Genomic DNA, 24,885 nt, shown 5'->3' with positions numbered 1-24,885 from the left:
CGTATGGATCTCACAATAAATGAAAAACGGGTTCTTGCAACCCTTAATGAATCCGGGCCGATAGGTGCGGAAACGCTCGCTAAAAAAATGGATGCCCCGCTCGATTCAGTCGTGCAGTGGGCCCATCTCTGTGCAGACAATGGTCTCCTGACCCTCGAAAAGACGGTCACCGAGCAGGCAATACTCACACCTGAAGGAGAGAAATATGCAAAGGAAGGGCTTCCCGAGCGGCAGATCCTTGCAAGCATAGACGGTTCCGTTCCGATGAGCGAACTGACCAAAAACCCGCTTTCCAAGATCGCGATCGGCTGGCTTCGCAAGAAGAACTGGATCACTATCAAGGAAGGTGTGGTCTACGTCAATGACAACATCACTATCGGGGAAGATGAACTTGCTCTGAAGAACCCGATCCCGGGAACACCTGCCTGTAAAGAACTTGCAAAACGCGGACTGGTGGAGGTCGTTGAAAACACCAGCTGGAAGATCGTCATCACCCCAGAGGGCGAAAAGATCGCGAAAGACGGTCTGGATCTGAGAGAAGAAGTGGCCACCCTCACCCGCGAACAGATCCTCTCGGGCGAATGGAAGAATCTCCCGCTCAGAAAATACAGCATCGACAAGCTCCCGAAAAAGATCTACGCTGGACGGATCCACCCAAACCAGCAGATCTTAGATGAGATCCGGGATCTCCTCTTCGAGATGGGATTCACCGAGTTCCACGGTTCGATCGTACAGAACTCATTCTGGAACTTCGACTCCCTTTATCAGCCGCAGGATCACCCCGCACGTGAGATGCAGGATACGTTCCATCTCGCAGAAGAACTGCCGCTTCCAAACGGATGGGAGAAGATCAGGGATATCCACAAATTCGGCGGAGACACCGGCTCTACCGGCTGGGGCGGGGAATGGAGCCCGGAAGTTGGAAAGAAATGTGTTCTGAGAACACACTCCACCTCACTTTCGATCCAGTACCTTGCCGAGCACCCGAACCCGCCGCTGAAGGCATTTTCGATCTCCCGTGTCTACCGCAGGGAAACGATCGATCCCACCCATCTGCCGGAGTTCGAACAACTGGAAGGTATCGTGATGGATAAGGATCTGCACTTCGGCCACTTGCTCGGCTTCTTCAAGGAGTTCTTCGGCAGGATGGGATTCGAAGAAGTCAGGTTCCGTCCGGGCTACTTCCCCTACACCGAGCCGTCAGTCGAACCCGAGGTATGGGTCGACGGACTCGGCTGGGTCGAGCTTGGCGGGGCAGGAATTTTTCGAAAGGAAGTCACCGCCCCCTGGGGTATCGACTGTCCTGTCCTCGCCTGGGGGCTGGGTGTTTCCCGTGTCTCGATGCTCAGAATGGGTCTCAAAGACCTGCGTCAGCTGTATAAGAGCGATATTGACTGGATACGCGCAAGCCCGGTAAGGAGGAGCTGAATATGCCGATCGTAAAACTCAACAATGCATATCTGACCCGTCTGACGGGTACCGATATCGAAAGGATCCGTGCGAGCCTCCCCATGATGGGATCCGAGGTGGAACGCGAGGAGGAGGAGCAGACGGATGTTCAGTTCTTCCCGAACCGTCCGGATCTGTACAGCGCTGAAGGTACGGCGCGTGCGCTGCGCGGATATCTCGGCATAGAAACTGGTCTGCCGAAGTATGAAGTGAAGCCGTCTGGCATCTCCTTCAGCGTGGATGCGAAGCTTGCAAATATCCGCCCGTATCTCGGCTCAGCGGTCATCAGAAATGTCCATATGGATAATGCGATGATCGAATCCCTGATGGGTCTGCAGGAGTCTCTCCACTGGGCAGTCGGCCGCGGCCGCAAAAAGGTGGCGATCGGCGTGCATGATCTCGACAAGATCAAGGGACCGTTCTCCTACATCGCAGCAGACCGGAAGACAACATTCGTGCCGCTTGATTACGATGTCGAGATGACGATGGAAGAGATCCTTGCCGAGCACCCGAAAGGGAGAGCCTACGCAAAGATCGTCGAGGAGTTTGAGAGGTTCCCGCTGATCACCGATGTAAAGGGCAGGATCTGTTCCTTCCCGCCGATCATCAACGGGGAACTGACCCGGGTAACGGAAAATACCCACAACATTCTTCTGGATGTTACCGGTATCGAACCGCGTGCCGTGAGCGTTGCGGTGAAAATCCTCTGTGCCGCATTCGTTGAAATGGGAGCGGCAATCGAATCGGTAGAGATCGACGGTGTTGTCTCACCTGACCTCCATCCGGAAAAACGTACCGTTTCCGTCTCCGCATGCAGTCAACTTACCGGGATCCCGCTGACAGCGCCCCAAATGACCGAACTTCTTATGAAGATGCGATTTGGCGCCGAGGTAGTTAACGAGGATACCGTCACCGTCGAGATTCCCTGTTATCGAGCTGATATCATGCATGATCATGATATCTATGAGGACGTGGCAATCGCCTTCGGGTATGATAAGATCGAGACGAGTCTGCCGCCGAGTTTCACTGTTGGAAAACCCCACCCGGTCCAGAAACTCTACAGTCTCGTAAGAAACATCATGGTCGGTCTGTCGTACATCGAGAACACACCGTTCACACTGACAAGCGGGGAGATCTCCTACAACATGATGCACAGACCGGAAAACCCGGCGGCCCTACATGTTCTTCACCCGATCAGCGAGGATCAGACGATCATCAGAACGGATATCCTGCCGCTTCTGATGGAATCGCTCTCGATCAACCGTTCACGCGAACTTCCGCAGAGGGTATTTGCCTGCGGGGATGTGGTGGAGAGTCTTCTCACCTATCCGAAGATGGCAGCGGCTTCTATCCATACGGCTGCGGACTTCTCGGAAATCTATGCAGTGGTAGATGCATTTTGCCGGATGATGTCAATCAAATATGAGGTTCGGGAGTCGTCGGATGAGGCATTCATTCCCGGAAGACGCGGCGATATTTACGTTTCCGGAGAGAAGGTTGGTGTCTTTGGTGAGATCAATCCGGATGTTCTCGTTGGATTCGGACTTGAACATCAGGCAGTTGCTTTCGAGATGGACCTGAGAGGGTTTGTCGAGGGAAAGTAACCGTCCGGAATAATCTATTCATCTTTTTTTCTCAAAGGAGTTACGCGGTGTTGGTGTGGCTCCAATTCGGGAGGGAGTTTGTTGGGTGTGGAGAAGAGAGATTATTTAATCGCGAACCGCAAATCAGAGATTTGCTCTCCGACTCGGGCTTGCAGCCTTCGCTTGAATTAACATGAAGATTCGGGGAGTGTACGGCTGGGTGTGGACACATAATTTTATTTAACCGCGAATAAGCCCAAATGAGCTTTGCTCATTTGAGGCGGCACGCAAATCTTCGATTTGCACGCCTCCGCGAATTAACGCGAATCGCATTTTTCTTGCGTTCGGGTGCTCTGCTCCGGCTGATGCGTGCAAATCGAAGATTTGCGTGCCGCCTCAAATGGGCTTCGCCTATGCAGGAATCGCACCCTCTCTGGAAAAATGCTGGGGAAAAACCCGCCAGCGGGTTTTTTTATTGTTTAATCTCTCTCAATATATGTAGAAGAGGACGAGCAATCCCTTTTCTTTTTTCGGGGTGCGGGGCCGCGACTCCGGCGCGGAGCGGCCCGCGGTGGAGTATCATATTTGATGAGGTACCTATACGTTTCCAAGGGGTCGTCAGAGCCCGACTCGATGGAGATATCCTCATCCCCGAAGTGTGTAAATGATTTGGACGGATCGTCCTGAGGCTGGTCTACCCCGGTGAATTTTTCTTCATTTTCCACTCGCAAATAGGTATTTCTATTCCATTTTGACCTCCCGGCGATCATTTTTGATGTATTTTTGATGATGATTTTTCGTGGGTAAAAATCGAAATCGGCAGGATTCGGCGTATTTTCGATTTGGTGAGATAATAGTATATAAATTGATAGGGAGGCGCCTGGAAAAAACGATACCCCCGGAAAAACTACCTACCTAGTGCGTTACTAATTTATATAGGAGTAATTTTTATTTTGGTTTTTCTCTCTCTCTCTCTCTCTCTCTCTCTCTTCTGCAATGTACATAAAATAATAATAATAAGAGACTAGGCGCCTAAAAAAAAAGTGATTGATGAGAGATTTTTCTTCCGCTCTAGGTCACTACCTAGGTAGGCAGTCTGTCGGGGGTTATCGTTTTTTTCAGGCGCCTGGGCAATCCTTTATATAGTTTTGTTGTTTTGCCTGCGAAATCGGCAGGAATGGGCGTGTTTTTTGTTGGGTGATGGTTTTTTGCTGGTCAAAAAAGGGGTGTTTTTGATCGACGGAGGGTAATTTTGGAGTGGAAATGGTGGTTTTCGAGTGGAGGCGGGGACCTTTAGGTCCCTTAGCTGAGCAAGTCGACAGACTTGCGAAGGGGCTGTTTTGATGAGAGAAAAATGGCGGGAAAAGATGAGCGAAAGAGAACTTCTCCCGCAAAACTTCGCGGTTGACTCTTATCTCAGGTCTCCGCATCCAGCCTTACCCCTCCCGAATCGGACCCAAACCAGCACCGCGTAAATCCTACTCTAAGTCCCTGTGGTGACGTTCAAATCATAATTTATTTACTTATGTAAGATAAACTATATCTTACTATGAAACATCTACGAATACTTCTGGTTTTCCTGCTGGCCCTTGCCATATTTTCCGGCACCGCCCTTGGATGGACCCCTGTGACCATCACTGATGACTCCGGCTTTGAATCTATTATAGAAAGCCAGCCGCAGACCATCGTCTCACTCGCCCCGACAAACACAGAAATTATTTTTGCTCTCGGACTTGGTGACAAGGTCGTGGGCGTCACCGAATACTGTAACTATCCGGAAGAAGCTTTAACAAAACCAAAAATAGGAGGATATTCCACTATAAATGTGGAAAAAATCGTTGCCGCAAATCCGGATATCATCTTTGCAAATCCAAAAAACGGACAGGAAAATATTGATTCTCTCCGTCAGCTTGGATACACTGTCATCGTCATCCAGTCAGACAGTGTTGAAGGAACGTACGATGCGATCCGAATGATCGGGACATGTACCGGTACAACCGCTGAGGCAGATTCTATTATATCTGATATGAAGATCCGGATTCAGGCAATAACGGATAAACTTGAAGGTGTTACAGAAAAACCAACGGTTATGCACGCGATGAGTGTTGAGTCTTTCTGGGTTTCCGGTTCGAATACGTTCCAAAATGAACTTATTACTCTTGCGGGCGGAACGAATGCCTTCGCTGATGTAAAAGGCTGGGGAGTGGTCACGCTTGAAAAGCTGCTTACAACCGATCCTGAGATCATTCTGGTGGACTCAGGTTCAAAAATGGGAACGACCGGCGAAAACACGCTCCAGAAAGCATTCTTAACCGAACAGAGACTCAGCAGTATCACTGCTGTACAAAACAAGGATGTTTATGTCATGGATTCCGATACCTTCGATAGAGGGGGACCGAGGATCGTCATTTCTTTAGAGCAGCTTGCACAAATCCTCCATCCGGAGATCTTCGGAGAGTATGCTGAACCCGGCTCGACCGCAGCTTCCCCGGGATTTGGTGCGGTCCTGATCATTGCCGGACTTATTGGCGGCCTCTTTGTCTGCAGAAGAATGTGAACAAAAATCATATCACACATCTTTATTTTACTTAACACAAACAATATACCTACAATTATGCTTCGCCACCCCATTCTCCTCCTTCCGGTGCTTCTCATCGTTCTTTTGATAAGCATTGTTATTACCACCTGCATTGGAGTCTCGGGGTTGTCCCTTCTCACCTTTGACTCGGACATGATCCATAAACTGATTTTTGAAGTCAGGCTCCCGCGGATAATCGGGGCCCTTCTAGTAGGAGGAGGTCTTGCATCTGCCGGTTGTGTCATGCAGGGACTTTTCAGAAACCCGATGGCAGATCCATATATCATCGGAACCTCCACCGGCGGTGCTCTCGGAGCCGCCTGCGCTATTGTTTTTCTCGGCGGATTATTAATGCCGCTCTTTGCCTTTATCGGAGCAGCAGCTTCGACGATCACGGTCTATATAATCTCAAAAAGAAACGGCAGAATGGCAGTTGAGACCCTGCTTTTGTCAGGAATTGCCGTTTCACTTTTCCTTTCCGCTATGCTTTCCTTCATCATGTACATGTCCGGAAACAGCCTTCACCAGATCATGTTCTGGATGATGGGAGGATTCTGGAACATGTACTGGGACGATGTGGGCCTTGCTCTTTTGATCCCGGCTGCAGCAGTCATTCTCTACATCTTCTCCCGCGATCTGAATGTTATGGCTCTTGGGGAGGAGGAGGCGATCCATCTTGGCGTCAATACTGAAAGAACGAAAAAGATCCTCCTTGTGGTCTCCACATTTATTACTGCCATAGCAGTTTCCATATCCGGCTGCATTGGATTCGTCGGACTCATCATCCCTCACATCATGCGGATCTTTACCGGGCCTGACCACCGGATCCTTCTTCCGGCATCTATGCTGGCAGGATCCATTCTTCTCATATGGGCAGATACATTTGCCAGAACACTGCCCGTTGAGATCCCGGTTGGAATTGTCACCGCATTTCTCGGAGCTCCATTCTTCATTTACCTGCTCCGTCGGAGGACACGTGTATGACACCAACCATTTCCGCAGACAATATCTCGGTAAAGTATGGTGACCATCAGGTTATCGAACAGTTCTCTCTCGCCGTTGATCAAGGCGGGTTTATCGGCATTCTCGGACCGAATGGATGCGGCAAAACAACCTTCCTCCGGGCCCTTTCCCGCATCTTAAAACCTGATGACGGTGCTGTTTTCATCGAAGGACTGGATGCAGAATCATATGATTCACGCGCTCTCGCAAAAACGATCGGGTGCGTGGGTCAGGAAACAGATGTCGCATTTCCGTTCACTGTACGGGAGATCGTCCTTATGGGCAGATATCCGCATATTGGAAAACTGGCACCCCTTTCAGCAAAAGATCTGGCGATAGCCGATGAAGCGATGAAAACAACAAACACGTTTCATCTCGCCGACAGGCTGATCACCGAGGTTTCCGGAGGAGAACGTCAGCGTGTCTTAATTGCGAGAACGCTTACCCAGCAGCCGAGAATTCTCCTTCTGGACGAGCCGACATCCCATCTCGATATCAATCATCAGATAGAAATTATGGATCTTATCCGGGATCTTACCCCGGAGATCACCGTCATTGGGGTATTTCACGATCTGAATCTGGCATCATACTTCTGTGACCGGATCGTGCTAATGAAACATGGGAAAATTCTCGCGGTCGGAACACCAATGGAGGTCCTGACGCCGGAAAAAATTCGGGAGAGTTTTTCTGTCGGGATGATGGTGTCAACCCACCCGCTTACGGGAAAACCGCATCTCATTCCGGAGTACGGCGTTCAGCCGGCGTCCACTTCTACACGCATTCATGTTATTTCTGGAGGTGGAACGGGAACTGAGATCCTTTACACCTTATGTCTGCACGGTTTTACCGTATCCGCCGGTGTCTTGGCGGCAAACGACTCGGACTGTCTTGCATCAGTGAAACTTGGACTGAAGACTATCATTGAACCGCCGTTTGCCGTCGTGAGTGAGATGTCTGTTCAAAAACTGAAGACGATGCTTACCAATGCCGATAAAATCGTGGTCACCGGCATGCCGATAGGATATGGAAATCTGGCAAATCTGAAAGCTCTCACCGAGGTGTCCACATCTGTGTACCTGATTGGGGAAGGGGAGGATTATACGGATGGTGAGGCAACTCGGATCCGCAAAACTCTAATTGAGAATGGAGCAGTCGTCATATCCGACATCACAACTCTTATGAAAATACTTTATGCATGAATTCCATAGAGAAATAAACCCATGAACACAGTAGGTATCTCCACGAATTGTGTAATGAATCTGCCGCTCGAACGTGCGCTCGCTACGCTTGAACCGTTCACAAATCTCGTGGAGATACAGTGTGATGCAAATCATTCTCTCTTTCGACACGCATCCATTCTGGATAAATTCGATCTGCGTTATACGATCCATGCACCGACTGCTGACGGAAACATCGCAGAATCGTTTGAACCGATCCGCAGAGCGAGCATCGACGTTATCAGAGATACAGCCGTGATCGCAGATCAGGCGGGCGCGGAAAAACTTGTGATCCATCCGGGATTCTGCCTTGACCCGGCATACTGGGAGGCATCGTTTTCTGCGCTGCAAACATCGATCCGGGACCTTGGCATTCTTCAGGAAACGTTCTCCGTCCGGTTCGTCATGGAAAATCTCGGATCCCTCAACTGCTGTCACTTTCAAACTCCGGAACTTGTCCGGGAGCTTCGGGGAGCTGGCCTTGGGTTCACTCTGGATGTAGGGCATGCAAATCTTACCGGAACGCTTGATGCATTTCTCCAGGAAAAACCGGATCATCTGCATCTCCATGACAATAAGGGGATCTTCGATGAACATGCCGCTTGTGGGACAGGAACGGTGGATTTTTCAAAAATTCTTCCTGAAATCAGAGATGCGACGCTTATTCTCGAAGTCCTCAGACTTGAGGATGTCAAGCCAAGTATGGATTATCTGGCGTCACTTGGCTATTAACTGAACTGCCGGAGACAGAACGAGACCGCAAACATCCTGTTTTTACGCTCCGCATATCTCAAACACCACTCAACCCAAAAACCTAACGCAAACTCATTTAACCGCATCAATCCAACAAATATATACTATCTCTACCGGAGGTTTACCCATGCTAGAAAACGAATACCAGCTTGAATACTTCAAAGAAAACGGATTCGTCCGCAAAATCTGTAAAAAATGCGGCAGCGCATTCTGGACTCTCGACCCAAACCGAGAGATCTGTGGAGATGCACCCTGTGAACCATATCAGTTCATCGGAGACCCGATCTTCAAAAAACACAGCCTTGTGGAGATGCGGGAGGCGTATCTCTCCTTCTTCGAGAAACATGGTCATACCAGGATCAACAGATACCCGGTAGCCGCAAGATGGCGTGACGACATCTATCTTACTATTGCATCCATCGCAGACTTCCAGCCTTTCGTGACAAGTGGAGTATGCCCCCCGCCGGCAAATCCGCTGACGATCTCTCAGCCCTGTATCAGACTGAACGATCTTGACAACGTCGGTCGATCCGGCAGACACTTCACCTGTTTTGAGATGATGGCACATCATGCCTTCAACACCGATGAGAAACCGATCTACTGGAAAGACCGCTGTCTTGAACTCTGCAGCGGATTTGTTCAGTCACTTGGCGGAGACTTATTCGATCTCACCTACAAAGAAAACCCGTGGTTCGGGGGAGGAAATGCCGGAGCAAGTGTCGAGGTCTTAATGGGTGGCCTCGAAGTAGCCACACTCGTTTTCATGAACCTTTCCCGGAAAAATTCCGGCAAACCCCCGGTGAGCATTGACGGTAAAGATTACTACGAGATGCCTCTCCGGATCGTCGATACGGGTTACGGACTGGAGAGGTTCACCTGGGCATCCTGCGGTACACCGACCGCCTATGACGCGGTATTCCCGGAGATGATCCCGCGTATCCTTACCTCGGCAGGAATGGAGGACCGGCTTGAAAATCCGGAAGTCGAGCGCATATTAGGATTGAACGCAAAGTTTGCCGGTCTCATGGATATCCGCGGAGAAAAGATCCGCGACCTCAGACAGCAGGTAGCTGATGCGACGAACATCTCTCTTTCGAAACTCGAAGAGATCATCGTCCCGATGGAAAGTGTGTATGCTCTCTGTGACCACACCAGATGTCTCGCATATATGCTCGGCGATCTCATTGTCCCGTCCAATGTCCGCGAGGGATACCTGGCCCGTCTCGTGCTCAGGCGCAGCATCAGAATGATGCAGGACTTAAAACTCGACGAGGACCTCGGCGATCTGGTGGTTTCCCAGATGAAAACGATCGGTCTTACCAACTTTGAGCAGGATGAAGATATCGTCCGGCACATCCTCAATCGTGAGGTCGAGAAGTACGATACAACCATCGAACGCGGGACCAGAACTGTTCAGCGTGTCGGGCAGACCTATGTCAAGAAGAACGAACCTGTCCCGCTTGCCGAGTTGATCACACTCTATGACTCGCACGGCATCCCGGTGGATCTGATGGGCAAGATCCTGAAAGACACCGGTGCCGAGTTCGAGATCCCCGACGACTTTGATTCGCAGATCGCGGACATGCACTCCGAAAACGAGACGGAAAAACCAGTCTCGCCGCTCGCGAAATACGCAGACAGGATCGCAAAAATCCCGGAGACACGCAAGAGTTTCTATGAACGTCCTGCCGACATGGAGTTCGATGCAACGGTCCTTGATATCTTCGACAACTACGTTGTTCTGGACGCCACCTTGTTCTACCCCGAAGGAGGAGGCCAGCCATCCGATACCGGTATGCTTGTAACGAAGTCCACGATGGTCCGTGTTGATGAAGTCGTAAAGTCGGAGAATGTGATCCTTCATAAAGTTCGGGAGAACACCCTGAAACGCGGCGACAGAGTAAAAGGCGTCCTTGATGAAGACCGCAGATGGGCGCTTATGCGCCATCACTCAGCGACCCACATGATCCTTCGTGCCGCAAAAGAGGTGCTTGGCCCGCATGTCCACCAGGCAGGATCACAACTCTCGACTGATGTTGCAAGGCTGGATATCCGGCATTACACCCACATCACGCCCGAGGAACTGAAACAGATGGAGACGATCGCCAACCGTCTGGTGATGGAAAATCTCCCAACGATGATCAAGATCGAGAACAGGGTGAAGGCGGAACAGAAGTTCGGATTTGCCCTTTATCAGGGAGGTGTCCCACCGGGAAAAGACATCCGCGTAGTTCAGATGGGTGCCGAAGTTCAGGCATGCGCCGGAACACACTGTCAGTCTACCGGTGAGATCGGACCTATCAAGATCCTGAAGCTGGAACATATTCAGGATGGAGTCGAGCGTATCGAGTTTGCGGCAGGATTCGCGGCTCTTGATGCGATGCAGCATATCCAGAGCCTGCTGAGTACATCGGCAGACACTCTATCGGTGCAGACAGAGAATCTCCCGGGATCGGTCGATCGATTCTTCACCGAGTGGAAAGATCAACGTAAAGAGATCGAAAAACTCCGGGCAAAGATCGCAGAACTTGAACTTTCACGGATCGAAGGGATCGACATCACAGGTGTCGAGGTCGTGATAAAACAGATCGATGTCTCCAGAAAGGAGCTCGTGACGGTCGCAGGAAAGATCGCCGAACGTGGAGGCGTGGCGGTTTTGATCACGACCGCAGATGGTCTTGGTGTTGTTGCCTCATCCGGGAATGCAAAGATCCATGCAGGAAAACTGGTCAGCGAAGTTTGTGCGGAACTCGGCGGTAAAGGCGGAGGTAAAGAGAATCTCGCTCAGGGGGCGGGAGCAGATCCGTCAGCCATTGACAAGGCCCTTCAGAAAGCAGAGTCAGTCATCCGTTCAGAATTATAATCATAACTACCATTTTTTTCGCAGTTTAGGAGAGGGTTATATCTACTCGCATCCATACAAGTAGAGTACATATCATGCAGGACGAGAACGTTATTGTGCTGGAACATGGTTCCCTTGAAGCACAAAAATATGCCAAGGCAATGTCTTCTCCTACGTCTGCGGATCTATTTAATGCACTCACCGGCAATCCGCAGAGTGCCACGGCTCTTGCCGAGCGGACCGGACTTCCCCTTACAACAGTAAAATACCATCTGGAAAATATGCTTTCGGCGGGGCTGGTTGAGATCTCCAACACACGCTGGAGCGAGAAGGGGCGTGAGATGAAGATCTATTCAGTCAAGGATCAGGTCGTTGTGTTTGCGCCGCGAAAGACCGTTGATCTGAAAGGCATTGTGGAGAGATACGGCACCATGGCCGGGGCGATCGCCATCGGCTGTTCCCTCGTAATCGCCATCCCTCAAATGCTGAACCGGTTTACCGTCGGCGCAGGATATCCTATTCGAACCAGCGACACGGCAGAGGTGTTCGCGATTAAAGCGGCAACTGGTCAGGTAGCGGAGAGCGTGTCATGGATGCCGATGATCCATAATGTCGTACTGGGATTTTTGGTCATCTCCCTGGCCGTGCTGGCACTGATGATGGTATATGAACTTTATATTGTCAGGAAAAACGGATAACCCCGAAAATATTTTTCTTTTTCACTTGAATTTAATAAAAAAAGTGCCAATCTTAGAGATTGGTACGATAGTTCGGTGCTTCGTCGGTAATCAGAATATCGTGCGGATGAGACTCCTTGAGCCCCGCCGATGTTATGCGAACGAATCTGGCATTCTTCCGCATAGTCTCGATATCCTTACTTCCTGAGTAGCCCATCGCTGATTTGAGACCGCCAATCGTCTGATAAATGACATCTGTCACGGAACCGACATACGGGGTGGCTCCTTCAACGCCCTCAGGAACATACTTGGTTGCTCCGATACCTTTCGTCTGGAAGTACCGGTCGCTTGAGTTCCCGGAAGTCATGACGCCAAGAGAACCCATCCCGCGGTACTGTTTATATCTTCTGCCTTTGACGATGATCGTTTTACCGGGAGCCTCATCGGTTCCGGCAAACATACTGCCCATCATCACTGAAGAGGCGCCGGCAACTATTGCCTTAGCCACATCGCCGCTGTATTTGACGCCGCCGTCTGCAATGACAGGGATGCCGCAGGGATCTGCGATATCACATACATTGGCAATAGCGGAGACCTGCGGAACGCCGACACCGGCTACAATACGGGTCGTGCAGATCGAACCCGGGCCTATGCCTACTTTGATGCCGTCAACGAACTCGATGAGCTCACCGGCGGCCTTCGCGGTCGCAATATTTCCGGCGACAACATCACAGGACACCGAGCCTTTGATGTCTTTTACTCCCTGAACAACATGCATATTATGACCGTGAGCACAGTCCACAACGATCGCATCGACCCCGGCCTCTGCGAGTTTCAGCGCACGATTCATATCGAAAGGTCCAACTGCCGCAGCGATACGGAGTTTTCCATTACTATCACGGTTGGCTTTTGGATACTGCTGTTTTTCAAGCAGATCCTGCATAGTGATGATACCCGTCAGTCGACCTTTGTCATCGACAACCGGGAGACGCTCGACCTTTTTCGTGTACATCATGTTGATGGCATCATCCGCGGTGATGTTGTCTTTCACGGAGATTGGTTTCCGGGTCATTATGGTCTCGACCGTTTCGGTACCGGTCTTATTAACGAGGCCTCTGACATCCCGCCGTGAAACGATGCCGAGAAGTTTTCCATGCGGACCGACGACCGGCACGCCGCCGATCGAGTGACGATCCATGAGATTTGCAACAAGTGCAATGGTAGTGTCGGGAGTCACGTATCTGACATCACGTTCGATGACATTGTCCGCGGACTTGACGCGGATAACGAAGGCGACTTCCTCTTCGGGAGTACAGTTTCTGTGCAGAACGCCAATACCTCCGGCACGTGCCATGGCAATTGCCATTTCCGCCTCGGTAACGGTATCCATCGCCGCACTCACCAAGGGTATGGAGAGTGAAATGTTTTTAGAAAATCTGGATCGAACGTCCACATCATTTGGCTCTATCCAGGATTCTGCCGGTTCAATCAGCACATCATCAAAGGTGAGTGCTGTAGGGATGTTGAGTTTTTCTCCAAACATGTTGTTTACCTAACCATCTGAATCGCTTTTTTCACGAGATCTTCCTGAACCATAGTTGTTCTATCTCCGCCGCAGACCATGCCGCGGACACCGATGATTTCCGGATCGATCTCTTTGAGGAACGGAATGTCCTCAAACTTCAGGGATCCTGCAAGAGCAGTCCCGATTCCCAGGGAACGGTTTAGATCGGTGAAATTTGCAAGAACTTCTTCGTTCATGAACTCGAACGTGCTTTTGCCGTCCTTCCTACCGGTATCGATCATAGAAAAATCAGCGCCGCACTCTGCTGCGAGCGGAGAGATATCAAAGGGACTGATCGCGCCGAGTCGTTCGAAGTCCGAGTATCCGGCAATGACAACGATCTTTTCCGGGAACGGCTCCTTGACTGCACGAACGACCCCTTCGATCACTTCTTTTGCAGCCTGTTTATCACTGAACATCAAACCGATCTTGATAAAATCAGCGCCGGCGCAGGCAGCGCCGTATGCAGCGAGTGACGCATTCCCCGGCGTGGGGCGGTAATCGCCGATCGCCGCAGAAACGGGAGTTGAAGAAGCCATACGTTTAATTTCGCGGATCACCCACGGAAAATTAGCACCAAGCGATCCTTCAGCAGGACGCTTGACATCAATAATGTCAGCATCAAGGCAGTACTTTGCCTCGGTTATTGAGCTTGGGCTGACTAAGAGTTTCATGTATATTATGTGGTGTTTCCTGTTAATAGGGGTTGCGTCTGAATCGGGAGGAAAAACTCCGATGCGCCGCGTTAATCGTGAAGATGCATGCCGGCGCGACGGACGGCGAGTTCTTCTTCCACAAGACCGAAATCGACATCAGCAGCCTTCAAAGCAACCATCAGATGAAAAATCAGATCTGCGGCTTCTCCAACGGTATTTTCCGAAACACCGTTCTTTGCTGCGAGAATAAATTCGACTGCCTCTTCGCCGACTTTCTCAAGGGATTTATCGATTCCCTTTTCATGAAAGAGGAGGTGGCGCACATACGACTTCTCTGTACTGGTGGAGGCTGCCCGTTCGCAGATCACCTGCCATAACTCATCAAACACTTTTGCATCGGTCATATATTCCCTCTGTTGGGTATGAGAATATCTCCCACCTCTTTACCATAAAACCTTCGGACCAGGATCCGGGCCTTTTCGATCGTTGACCCGCCTTTCCCGATAGCAAGGCCGAAATCTCCCCGTTCCGGAACAGTGACCAAAACCAGTTCGTCCCGCTCGCCAAACGAAACGGAGGCGACCTCGGCCGGTTTGAACATGTTGGCAATGAAAACCTCACGGTCCTCATCGAACTCGACCATCTCGATCCGTTTACCGAGAACACGGGACATTTTCTTGATATTGTCCCCGCCTTTCCCGATAGCAAGACCCATATCGCCCGGACGGATGACATAGATGATCCGCTCGAACCGGTCATCGATGACACAGTCGATCGCGGTCGATTTGGTCAGGATCCGGAGCTCCTCTATATAACGGCGTTCTTTAAAACCGAGGGTCCGGTCAAGTTCGTGCATCTCGTCTATCGGCATGCCGGCCCTGGCATTATCATTTCGTGTGTTTGAATATTGGTCATTGTTTTGCATGATATCCTCTGTTTTTATATGGATTTGTTTTAATTGGATGTATGATCTTTTTAGTATGATCTGCCAACGAGGGCGGTTTTGCCTGCTTTACCGCAGACGATACACGGACCCTCATCATCGACGACATATTTGCTGCGGACGCCGGTTCCAAGAAGTGAGGAGTTGGTAAGCTCCTCAAGTTTGTCGGCACATGCCTTCTCACCGCACCAGTGAACGACGACGATGTTCTCCTCAAGTATCTGCTGACATTCTTCTACTGTTGTAACGGTCTTCAGATGGCTGCTCAGGTGCTCTTCTGCTTTGTCAAGAATCTTATCATGGACTTCATCAAGCAGGCATTTCACGGACTCAGCGGCATTTTCTCTGGGAATAGTGGTCTTAATACCCAGTCTGTTCGCACAGACGAGCTGATTGTTGTCAAGATCACGCGGGCCAAGCTCGACCCGAAGGGGCACGCCGTGCAGTTCCCAGTGATAATACTTGGCGCCCGGGCGCATGTCGCGAGCATCGGTTTTCACACGAAGACCGGCGGCTTTGAGTTCAGCCTCGAGTGATGCAACCGCGGCCATGATCTCCTCTCTGCGTTTTCCAACGATGATCGGGATGATAACAACCTGGGTCGGGGCGACGGTGGCCGGAAGGACCAGTCCTTTGTCGTCACCGTGAACCGCGATGATTGCGGCAATGCATCTCTCGGAAATCCCAAAGCAGGTCTGGGATGCGAGTTTCTGTTCGCCGTTCACATCTTCGTAGGTTATGTTGTACGTCTTGGAGAAGTGATCGCCGAGATGGTGAACGGTTCCGATCTGAAGAGTTCGTCCGTCAGGCATGACAGCATCAATTGCCATTGTGAAATCGGCTCCCGGGAACTTGTCCCAGTCCGGACGGCGGGAGATGATAATTGGGACGCCAAGTTCACGGTAGAACTCAGATGCAAGACCCAGTTCAGACTCGACCTGCCGGTTTGCATCTTCCCAGTCGGTATGAACCGTGTGGGATTCCATGAAGGAGGTTATCTCTCTAAGCCGGATCAGAGGACGGGTATGTTTTGTTTCATATCTGAAGGTATTAACGACCTGATAGAGCTTTAAGGGAAGGTCCGCGTGGGAGCGCACCCAGAGAGCATACATCGGATAGATAGCCGTCTCACTGGTTGGACGCAGAGCAAGTTTCACATCAAGAGGCGAGAGACCGCCGTGGGTGACCCAGTAGACCTCATCTTCGAATCCTTTGATATGTTCGGCCTCCTTCATGAACTCGGTTTCGGGGATCAAGAGGGGGAAAAGCGTTTCCTCGTGGTCTTTATTCAATAGATTTCTGAGGAGTGTGTAGGTATGATTACGAAGTGCAAATCCGAACGGATACCAGACATAAAGTCCTTTGACAGGATATCTGACGTCCATTATATCCGCACGGCGGATGACTTCGTTGTACCATGCACTAAAATCGGTACGGGAGGGGAGTGCCCCGGTTTCTTCTGCCATATATTCACCTGAAGTAGTTATTATTGGGTCCTTGAGAGTATTAATCCCACGTTCCATCAATGCATGACAGGAGTCAACGGTTTTATCCCACAAGCTATATTGAAAAGCCGGACTAATACTGCTTACATAAATGACGGAGCCAAATAATACTTCAATATTGAAAATAGGCATCGACATTGGCTCGACCACCGTCAAAGTCATTGTGCTGGACAAAACAGACAATATTCTCTTCCGGGCATATGAACGGCACTTCTCCAACGTAAGAGAAAAAACCGGGGAACTTCTGAACAGGGCATCGGACATTCTTGATGGAAAAAACGTTCGGATGCTGATCACCGGATCCGCAGGTCTTGGAGTTGCAAAATCAGCAAACCTTCCGTTTATCCAGGAAGTTTTTGCTACGGCAAAAGCCGTTAAAACATACATCCCCAACGCAGACTCCGTCATAGAACTCGGGGGAGAGGATGCAAAGATCATCTTCTTTAAGGGGAGCCTTGAAGAGCGGATGAACGGGAGCTGCGCAGGCGGAACGGGAGCCTTCATCGATCAGATGGCGACACTGCTGAACGTGACCGTCGAAGAACTCGATGAACTCTCACAGCATTTCGAAAAGATTTATCCGATCGCTTCACGCTGCGGTGTGTTTGCAAAGACGGACATCCAGCCGATCCTCAATCAGGGTGGACAAAAAGAGGATGTGGCGGCATCCATCTATCAGGCGGTCGTCGATCAGACCATTGCCGGACTGACCCAGGGGAGAAGTCTTGGAGAGACTATCGTATTCCTCGGGGGACCGCTTTATTATTATAAAGGTCTTCGAAAACGGTTTGCAGAAACACTATCTCTGGATGAGGATCATGCAGTCTTCCCAAAAAACGGAGACTGTTTTGCGGCACTCGGAGCGGCACTCTCGACGGAAGGATACGAATACATCGCGTTCAGTGATATCCTGAAAAAAATAGGGGAGAGTGTAGATGATGCGACGCACACAAACACCATGCCGCCGCTCTTCACTTCCCGGGAAGAGTATGAAGCATTCTGCAAAAGGCACAACAGTAATGCTCCGCCGAATACAGACATCGCCGCTTACTCCGGCGATGCCTGGCTTGGGGTCGATGCGGGAAGCACGACGACCAAACTCGTCCTGATCGATGAAAACTGCGGCATTCTCTACTCATACTACGGCTCGAATCAGGGCAACCCGGTCGGGATCGTCCTCGCAGAGCTGAAAAAGATCTACGAACTTGCCGGAGACAGGATTCGGGTTAAGGGCAGTGCCGTCACGGGTTATGGAGAGGACCTGATCAAGAACGCATTCAATATGGATCTCGGCCTTGTTGAAACAATAGCTCATTATCGGGCCGCCAAGCACTTCAACCCGGACGTGGATTTCATCATCGACATAGGGGGTCAGGATATGAAGTGCTTCAAGATCCGAAACGGGGCTGTTGACAGCATCTTCTTAAATGAAGCATGTTCATCCGGCTGCGGCTCATTTATCGAGACATTCGCCCGGGCTCTCGGCTACGAGATCGAGGAGTTCTCCAGACTCGGCCTGTTCGTCGAACATCCGGTGAACCTTGGGTCAAGATGCACCGTATTCATGAACTCGTCGGTGAAACAGGCACAGCGGGACGGGGCAACGGTCGCAGATATCTCAGCAGGACTTTCCATCTCGATCGTCAAAAACGCTGTCTATAAAGTGATACGTGCTGCCAATGCCGATGACCTCGGAAAGCACATCGTCGTTCAGGGAGGGACATTCAAAAATGATGCAGTCCTCCGAAGTTTTGAACAGGAACTAGAGCGTCAGGTCACTCGCCCCGTTATCGCCGGGATCTCAGGGGCGTACGGTGCAGCGCTATATGCGAAGGATACGGCGCCGGAGGAGCCCGGACTGCTTACCCGGAATCAGCTCACAGAGTTTACTCACAAAGCCAGACCCATCACCTGCAACATCTGTACGAACCACTGCAGTCTGACCATCAATACCTTCGACAACGGACGCCGATTCGTCTCAGGAAACAGATGCACCAGACCTCTTGGAAAACAGAAGACCGATCTCCCCAATCTGGCGAAATGGAAATATGACCGGCTGCGTTCTCTCACAGGAGTTCCCGGACCCCGTGGAAAGATCGGCATACCATTTGGACTCAATATGTTTGAGAACCTCCCGTTCTGGCATGCGTTCTTTACGAAACTCGGTTTCGAGATAGTGTTATCTCCCGAATCGTCTCGTGCCGTCTACCGGCTCGGACAACATACCATCCCTTCGGACACGGTCTGCTACCCGGCAAAACTGATGCACGGTCATGTGATCTCTCTGATCAATGAAGGAATTGATACGATTTTCTACCCCTGTATGCCTTACAACTTTGATGAGGGAGCAGGAGACAATAACTTCAACTGTCCGGTCGTCGCCTACTACCCGGAACTTCTTGCGGCAAATATCTCTGAACTCACCGGAGTCAGGTTTATGGATCCCTACTTCGGTCTGCACAGACCCAAAGACTTTGCCAAACGCGCCGCTGTTTACTTCAAAAAAGAGTTCGGCATCCCGAACCGTGAAACAAAGGCAGCGGTCAGCGCGGCGTATGAGGCCTACGAGACCTATAAGGCCGATATCCATGCAAAAGGCGAGGAATACATCCGCTACGCCAGAGAGAACGGGCATAAGATCCTCGTTATGGCAGGGAGACCGTATCATATCGACCCGGAGATCGGACATGGAATCGATGAACTCGCCGTTTCCTATGGATTTGTTCTCATCAGCGAGGACTCAGTTTCACATCTCGTGGAAAAGGAGCGAAGAAAAGTCCTTAACCAATGGACCTATCAGTCAAGACTCTACTCGGCTGCAAGATATATCTGTACACAGCCCGACATGGAGTTGATCCAGCTCGTGTCATTTGGGTGCGGGATCGATGCGATCACAACGGACGAGACACGCGACATCCTCGAGACAGGCGGGAAACTCTACACCCAGATCAAGATCGATGAGATCACCAACCTGGGAGCCGTGAAGATCCGTCTCCGAAGTCTGATCGCAGCGGTCGAAGCACGGGAGAGAGTGTAATATGGCAGAACTGGTATATGACGAGACCGGGCGACTCCTCTTCACCGAAGAGATGAAAAAAGAGTACACGATCATCATGCCCCAGATGCTTCCGGTGATGTTCCATCTTTTGAAGAGGATCATCGAACTCGAGGGCTATAAGATCGACATTCTGACTTCGACCAACCGGGAAATCGTAGAGACTGGACTGAAGTATGTGCACAATGACACCTGTTATCCAGCCCTTCTCGTCATCGGCCAGCTGATCGAAGCAGTCCAGAGCGGAAGATATGATCCGCACAAAGTTGCTCTTCTTATCAGCCAGACAGGAGGAGGATGTCGTGCCTCGAACTATATACACCTGCTCAGAAAGGCGCTCAAAAAAGCGGGTCTTGAGTATATCCCGGTGATCTCGATCAACCTTTCGGGTCTGGAAAAGAATCCCGGATTTAAGATCCCCGTGAGGGTAGGCCGCCGGATGGTCTATGGTATGATGTATGGTGATCTTCTGATCTATCTCGGCAATCAATGCAGACCGTATGAACTGAAGAAGGGTGAAACCGATCGCCTGATCTCACGATGGACCGACGATCTCGTTGACCTTTTCGTTCACGGAAAGGGAATGAGCCGCGGCCAGATGAAAACATATATGGAGATGATAACCCGCGATTTCGCAGCAATTCCCCGCAGCGCAGAAAAGAAGATCCGTGTCGGTATCGTCGGCGAGATCTATATCAAGTATGCCCCGCTCGGCAACAATAATCTTGAGGATTTTCTCACCAATGAAGGGGTGGAAGTTATCGTGCCGGGTATAACTGACTTCATGCTCTTCAAATTCAATAATCGATATGTTGATGTGGATCTCTACGGCGGGAGCAAACTGAAAAAGTTTGCTATCGGGGTTGCTCAGAGATATATTGGAAGCTGCCAGAAAATCATGATCAATGTGATAAAAGAGGATGGGACCTTCCGTGCTATGGGGACCTTTGCCGATTTGCAGAAATGCGTCAAAGGATACCTCGGATATGGAAATAAAATGGGTGAGGGCTGGCTCCTTACAGCAGAGATGCTGGAACTCATCCACTCGGGAACCCCGAACATCGTCTGCACGCAGCCGTTTGGGTGTCTGCCGAATCATGTTGTCGGGAAGGGCATGATGAGAAAACTGAAAGTGGATTTCCCGGATTCAAATATTGTTGCTGTAGATTATGATCCCGGGGCTACAAGAATCAATCAGGAAAACCGGATCAAACTCATGTTGGCCAACGCAAAGTCAAAGTGATACTAACTCCACGCATCACATTTTCACGTATTTCAGAAAATGCCTCCAGCCCTTCAGATACGGAAAATACTCTGCATATTTTTTACACTAAAAAAGAACAGACGATATTGTGTCTGAATTCAGGCGAGCTTATGTGAAACGGGGTGCCCGCCTCACATAAGGGTATGTTCAACTATTTTTTCCTTCAGAAATAAAACCGCATTACTTGCGGTTTCCTTTCTTTGAAGGTGCGTCGCGTGCTGGGGCTGCTTTCGGGGCTGCGTCTGATTTAACAGGTGCTGCGTCCTTTTTGCCTGCCATAGGTTTGTTCTGCATTGGTTTTCACCTCGTTTTTTAGTGAGTGATTACGCAAATAGTCTGGCTACCTGCCGTTGGATAAATTTCCATGGCGAGACGATTCCCGTCTTCCCGGCACCTCGTTTATCTCAATGACTGCAGCATTCGGAGGTTGGTCAGACCCCCTATCCGGCTCCCCGGTGTAAGTTAACCCACGTCGCCTCAATCCAGTGGAACTTCCTATTTTTCTAGTTGATTTGTCACTGTAAATACTTTTGTGAAGGGCGGGGAAAAAATAAGGCAAATTCGGTCAAAAACGCCGCATACGAGGATTTATGAGCTGAAACTACAAGAGCGCGGACACAAGTATGGTTAAAAGGTATGCGCGGCAGGCATCGCCCGCAACGCCCTTAAAATTCGATGCGAGACAACTAACACGCGTTAAAATACGAGATACACTAATGCCGGAAACAAGAGGAGATATCCCATGCCGAAAAGAAGGAAGATCCATTCCGCAAAAGCAAGCGGTTTTCCTGAAAAATGCATGGCAGAGTCGGAAGCATATCCGCGGCAGCACATCGAAACATAGGTCCTTTCACCCTGATCGAGAGCACGGACAAACAACGAACCGGCAGCATTCCCGATAACATTCAGCCGATATCTGAGAGGAAGACGGCGGTCGGACCAAAGGAAACATTTGCAGGCAAATGCGGACTGGATCTTCTTGAACACCAATGCGAAAACGAAGATATACCGAATGGTAAGACTCATTACCGTGATGAAGAGTTTTGGTATATGCAAACGGGAGGCTGCTTCAAGCATACCCTGCATAGTTGTTGTCGCTGAGAGAAGAATGATGAACGAGAGTGAGATGACGAACTTCGCAAAGAGAGAGAGTCCGAAGATGAGCGACTCCCAGTACATAGTCACCCCGAATGGGAATGAAAACATGACATGATAAGCGTCGTAATACGGGTTTCCAAAGAACGGTTGGAGAATAATGAAGAACAATCCAAACGGCATGATGAGAATAAGACGGACGAAATAGTATCTGATCGAGGCGCCAGACAAAATGTAGAGACCCCAGAACAACATGTAGATCACGACAAAGGCAAAGATCTGCGGCCAGGCGATGATCTGGTCTCCTATCCTGACGTAAGGTAAGAGAACCGTGACCAGAAGTCCCAGAAGACAGAGGATGAGTTTGACTCGCGAATCTATAGAATGGACCGGGCTTTTTCGGTAAGCCTCGCGTTCGATATCAAAAAGTTCATCGATGAGTGTCATTCGCAGTGAGGATGGTGGTGATGGGGACCGTCGTGATCATGGGGAATATCGAGACCATAAGGAAGAGGAGTTTCCTTTTTTTCTCGGGGGACGGGAACTTTCCCGAATGCTTTCATGAATGAATCCTCGGCGTCCTGATAGGTGTAGGCAGACTCGACGTTTACTCCCTGAGACTGGAGAGCCCTGATCAGTTTTGGAAGGGCCGGGAGTTCCAGATGGGCCCGTGCAAGCAGATCGTCCTGGAGGAAGATCTCCTGCGGGGTACCGTATCCGGTGATCTCTCCCTTTTCCATGACGTAGACACAGTCTGCCATCTCCGGCACCAGTTCGACCTGATGCGTAGAGTAAATGACCGTAAACCCGTACTTTTCCGGAAGAGCATTCAGGAAACTGAAGAGTTCCTTGACACCCTGAGGGTCAAGACCCGCAGTAGGTTCATCAAGGATAAGGACCTGTGGTTCCATCGCAAGTACACCGGCAATGGCCACGCGTTTTTTCTCACCGCCTGAGAGATGATGGGGAGCCCGGCTTCGCAGGTCTTCGAGCCCGAGCATTCGGACAACAGAGTCCACGCGGTGAGCGATGGTTTCCTCATCCAGTCCAAGATTGTAGGGACCAAAGGCAATGTCCTGTTCGACCGTAGTTGAAAACACCTGATCATCCGGGTTCTGGAAGACGAGCCCGACAAACTTCCGCACCTCGTGGATATTTGCTTTGGTGATGGGCTCACCTCTGATCAAAACGGAACCGGATTTCGGCTTGAGAATACCGTTTAAGTGACGGAAAAGAGTACTTTTTCCGGCTCCGTTGGGACCGAGAACAGCAATGCGCTGTTTTCTCCCAGCTATGAAGTTGATATTATTCAGGACCGGTTCTTTGGATGTGCTGTATGAGTAGCAGAGGTCCCGGGTTTCAATGAGGTGCATTGTAATGATTTATGTATGCTATGAGGGCATAAAGATGATAGCATTGTTATTACCTTTGAGAGGGGGGGAAACACTTGCTGGAAAGCAATCAACACTCGAAAAAGACATTCTCGAAACAGATTACCCGAATACTGACCTCACGATCCCCTTGATCCCGATCCTGCCAAACGTCCCGTAAAGCCCCGGCTTCATCGCGAGCCTTTTCAGCAGATCCGAAGGCCGATCCATATCCCCGAAACGAATGATCAGATCGAGTATCTCTGGAGTATTCATAGCATCAATCGCCGCATCGATATCCTCTGGATCCAGATTCCGGCGGAACTCCAGAGCCTTCAGACCCATATCCAGTTCACGACCGAAGTCCTCACGCCAGAGATTTTCGTATTGGGAAAGGAATGCATCCGTCGAATCACCGGCATCGAAGGAATCTATCGCAGTCTGTGCCGCAGATCGGGCAGAGCGGACCCCCGTATATACCCCTCCGCCGGATGTCGGCTTGGGAAATCCTGCCGCGTCCCCTGCAAGCATACAGCCTGACCCAAATGTTTTACGTCGGATCCCAATTGGGATCGTGCCCGTCACCGAATGAATAGTACTCCCGGGGAACCGTGAGAGGAATTGTGCAAAAAGGTCCGGTACATTTTTCATTCCGCAAAGACCCACCCGTGCCCTTTTTTCCGATAAGGGAATGACCCATGCAAAAAATTCTGGGGCAGCGTTTGGATGAAGCTCGACGAGCGAAGGATCCCCGTTCCACGGAACTTCTGCCTGGATGCCGGAGTAAATGAACGGTGAAGGCGAAATTCCAAGACTCCGGGCAACAACACTCCTCGGACCATCAGCTGCAATCAGAAGGTTATAAGGGATCCCCTCCCCGTCCGCAGTATGGATGATCTTTTTCACCGGATTGATCTTGGTCACACAGGTCTTGAGAGAAAATTCCGCGCCGGCCTCTGCAGCGCTGACTGCCATTTCATGATCAAGTCTTCCTCTGTCAACAACATAGGCCTTCGTCGTTTTTGCATCGAAAGAGAGGGAATGCCCCTCCGAGCCGCAAATTTTTGCTCCGCGGACCGTATTATACACGGACCGGGCCGAAACTTCACACTCGACAAAGGCATTATTCGAAAGGAGACCAGCACACTGGACCGGATAACCTAAGGAAGCATGCTCCTCAAGAACCCGCGTGGACAAACCAGCTTTGGCGCATATCCGTGCGGCGGTCGAGCCGGCGGGTCCGCCCCCTATGACGATGACATCAGACACGTATGATTCTGTTGGTCATACAAAAATAAAAATAAGAGGGACCAATTGAAGGAATTCGGTAGG

Annotated in this window: 18 protein-coding genes; 10 read left to right on the top strand and 8 right to left on the bottom strand. The window is 50.4% G+C overall.

What is annotated here, in order from left to right:
- The first annotated feature begins 3 nt into the window (after positions 1 to 3).
- From Q7J08_RS06855 to Q7J08_RS06820, 8 genes are all read left to right on the top strand, one after another.
- The gene (locus Q7J08_RS06855) at positions 4 to 1,428 is read left to right on the top strand and encodes a phenylalanine--tRNA ligase subunit alpha (protein ID WP_304910950.1); all 1,425 of its coding nucleotides are present in this window, start codon (positions 4 to 6) and stop codon (positions 1,426 to 1,428) included.
- A 2-nt stretch (positions 1,429 to 1,430) separates the two neighbouring features.
- On the top strand, positions 1,431 to 3,053 hold the full coding sequence (gene pheT, locus Q7J08_RS06850; RefSeq protein ID WP_304910949.1) for a phenylalanine--tRNA ligase subunit beta: 1,623 nt from the start codon (positions 1,431 to 1,433) through the stop codon (positions 3,051 to 3,053).
- A gap of 1,528 nt (positions 3,054 to 4,581) precedes the next feature.
- Complete coding sequence (locus Q7J08_RS06845) at positions 4,582 to 5,589, top strand: ABC transporter substrate-binding protein (protein WP_304910948.1); 1,008 nt, start codon at positions 4,582 to 4,584, stop codon at positions 5,587 to 5,589.
- A 57-nt stretch (positions 5,590 to 5,646) separates the two neighbouring features.
- Complete coding sequence (locus Q7J08_RS06840; protein ID WP_304910947.1) at positions 5,647 to 6,594, top strand: iron ABC transporter permease; 948 nt, start codon at positions 5,647 to 5,649, stop codon at positions 6,592 to 6,594.
- The gene (locus tag Q7J08_RS06835) at positions 6,591 to 7,811 is read left to right on the top strand and encodes an ABC transporter ATP-binding protein (protein WP_304910946.1); all 1,221 of its coding nucleotides are present in this window, start codon (positions 6,591 to 6,593) and stop codon (positions 7,809 to 7,811) included. The genes Q7J08_RS06840 and Q7J08_RS06835 overlap by 4 nt, the downstream gene beginning before the upstream one ends.
- Positions 7,812 to 7,832: 21 nt before the next feature.
- Entirely contained in the window at positions 7,833 to 8,561 is a 729-nt protein-coding gene (locus tag Q7J08_RS06830; RefSeq protein ID WP_304910945.1) for a sugar phosphate isomerase/epimerase, read from the top strand.
- A 148-nt stretch (positions 8,562 to 8,709) separates the two neighbouring features.
- Complete coding sequence (gene alaS, locus Q7J08_RS06825) at positions 8,710 to 11,445, top strand: alanine--tRNA ligase (protein ID WP_304910944.1); 2,736 nt, start codon at positions 8,710 to 8,712, stop codon at positions 11,443 to 11,445.
- 74 nt (positions 11,446 to 11,519) lie between these two features.
- Positions 11,520 to 12,122, top strand: a complete 603-nt coding sequence (locus Q7J08_RS06820; RefSeq protein ID WP_304910943.1) for a transcriptional regulator — start codon at positions 11,520 to 11,522, stop codon at positions 12,120 to 12,122.
- A gap of 52 nt (positions 12,123 to 12,174) precedes the next feature.
- Here the strand turns inward: Q7J08_RS06820 and guaB are convergent, their stop codons facing one another.
- The 5 genes from guaB to proS form a co-directional block, all read right to left on the bottom strand.
- Positions 12,175 to 13,644, bottom strand: a complete 1,470-nt coding sequence (gene guaB / locus Q7J08_RS06815) for an IMP dehydrogenase (RefSeq protein WP_304910942.1) — start codon at positions 13,642 to 13,644, stop codon at positions 12,175 to 12,177.
- Between the two features lie 5 nt (positions 13,645 to 13,649).
- On the bottom strand, positions 13,650 to 14,339 hold the full coding sequence (locus tag Q7J08_RS06810) for a (5-formylfuran-3-yl)methyl phosphate synthase (protein WP_304910941.1): 690 nt from the start codon (positions 14,337 to 14,339) through the stop codon (positions 13,650 to 13,652).
- A 71-nt stretch (positions 14,340 to 14,410) separates the two neighbouring features.
- The gene (gene hisE / locus Q7J08_RS06805; RefSeq protein ID WP_304910940.1) at positions 14,411 to 14,725 is read right to left on the bottom strand and encodes a phosphoribosyl-ATP diphosphatase; all 315 of its coding nucleotides are present in this window, start codon (positions 14,723 to 14,725) and stop codon (positions 14,411 to 14,413) included.
- Complete coding sequence (locus tag Q7J08_RS06800) at positions 14,722 to 15,177, bottom strand: NusA-like transcription termination signal-binding factor (protein WP_304911247.1); 456 nt, start codon at positions 15,175 to 15,177, stop codon at positions 14,722 to 14,724. Before Q7J08_RS06800 ends, hisE begins: the two co-directional genes overlap by 4 nt.
- 119 nt (positions 15,178 to 15,296) lie before the next feature.
- Positions 15,297 to 16,730: a proline--tRNA ligase gene (gene proS / locus Q7J08_RS06795; protein WP_304910939.1), complete on the bottom strand. Its 1,434-nt coding sequence runs from the start codon at positions 16,728 to 16,730 to the stop codon at positions 15,297 to 15,299.
- Positions 16,731 to 16,860: 130 nt separating this feature from the next.
- On the opposite strand from proS, the gene Q7J08_RS06790 reads away from it, so the two are divergent.
- Positions 16,861 to 19,806, top strand: coding sequence for an acyl-CoA dehydratase activase-related protein (locus Q7J08_RS06790; RefSeq protein ID WP_304910938.1), 2,946 nt, complete (start codon positions 16,861 to 16,863; stop codon positions 19,804 to 19,806).
- A 1-nt stretch (position 19,807) separates the two neighbouring features.
- Positions 19,808 to 21,067 carry a 2-hydroxyacyl-CoA dehydratase gene (locus Q7J08_RS06785; RefSeq protein WP_304910937.1) on the top strand — a complete coding sequence of 420 codons (1,260 nt, stop codon included), beginning with the start codon at positions 19,808 to 19,810 and terminating at the stop codon, positions 21,065 to 21,067.
- 717 nt (positions 21,068 to 21,784) lie between these two features.
- On the opposite strand, the gene Q7J08_RS06780 is transcribed toward Q7J08_RS06785, so the two are convergent.
- The 3 genes from Q7J08_RS06780 to Q7J08_RS06770 all read right to left on the bottom strand — a co-directional run bounded on the left by Q7J08_RS06780 (position 21,785) and on the right by Q7J08_RS06770 (position 24,822).
- The gene (locus Q7J08_RS06780; RefSeq protein WP_304910936.1) at positions 21,785 to 22,630 is read right to left on the bottom strand and encodes an energy-coupling factor transporter transmembrane protein EcfT; all 846 of its coding nucleotides are present in this window, start codon (positions 22,628 to 22,630) and stop codon (positions 21,785 to 21,787) included.
- Positions 22,627 to 23,556: an ATP-binding cassette domain-containing protein gene (locus Q7J08_RS06775; RefSeq protein ID WP_304910935.1), complete on the bottom strand. Its 930-nt coding sequence runs from the start codon at positions 23,554 to 23,556 to the stop codon at positions 22,627 to 22,629. The genes Q7J08_RS06780 and Q7J08_RS06775 overlap by 4 nt, the downstream gene beginning before the upstream one ends.
- A gap of 120 nt (positions 23,557 to 23,676) precedes the next feature.
- Positions 23,677 to 24,822, bottom strand: coding sequence for an NAD(P)/FAD-dependent oxidoreductase (locus Q7J08_RS06770; RefSeq protein ID WP_304910934.1), 1,146 nt, complete (start codon positions 24,820 to 24,822; stop codon positions 23,677 to 23,679).
- Between the last annotated feature and the right edge of the window lie 63 nt (positions 24,823 to 24,885).

Origin of the sequence: Methanocorpusculum sp. (assembly GCF_030655665.1) — an archaeon.
In the GTDB taxonomy this organism is placed as follows: Archaea; Halobacteriota; Methanomicrobia; order Methanomicrobiales; family Methanocorpusculaceae; genus Methanocorpusculum.
This window is presented reverse-complemented; position numbering and strand designations above follow the sequence as displayed.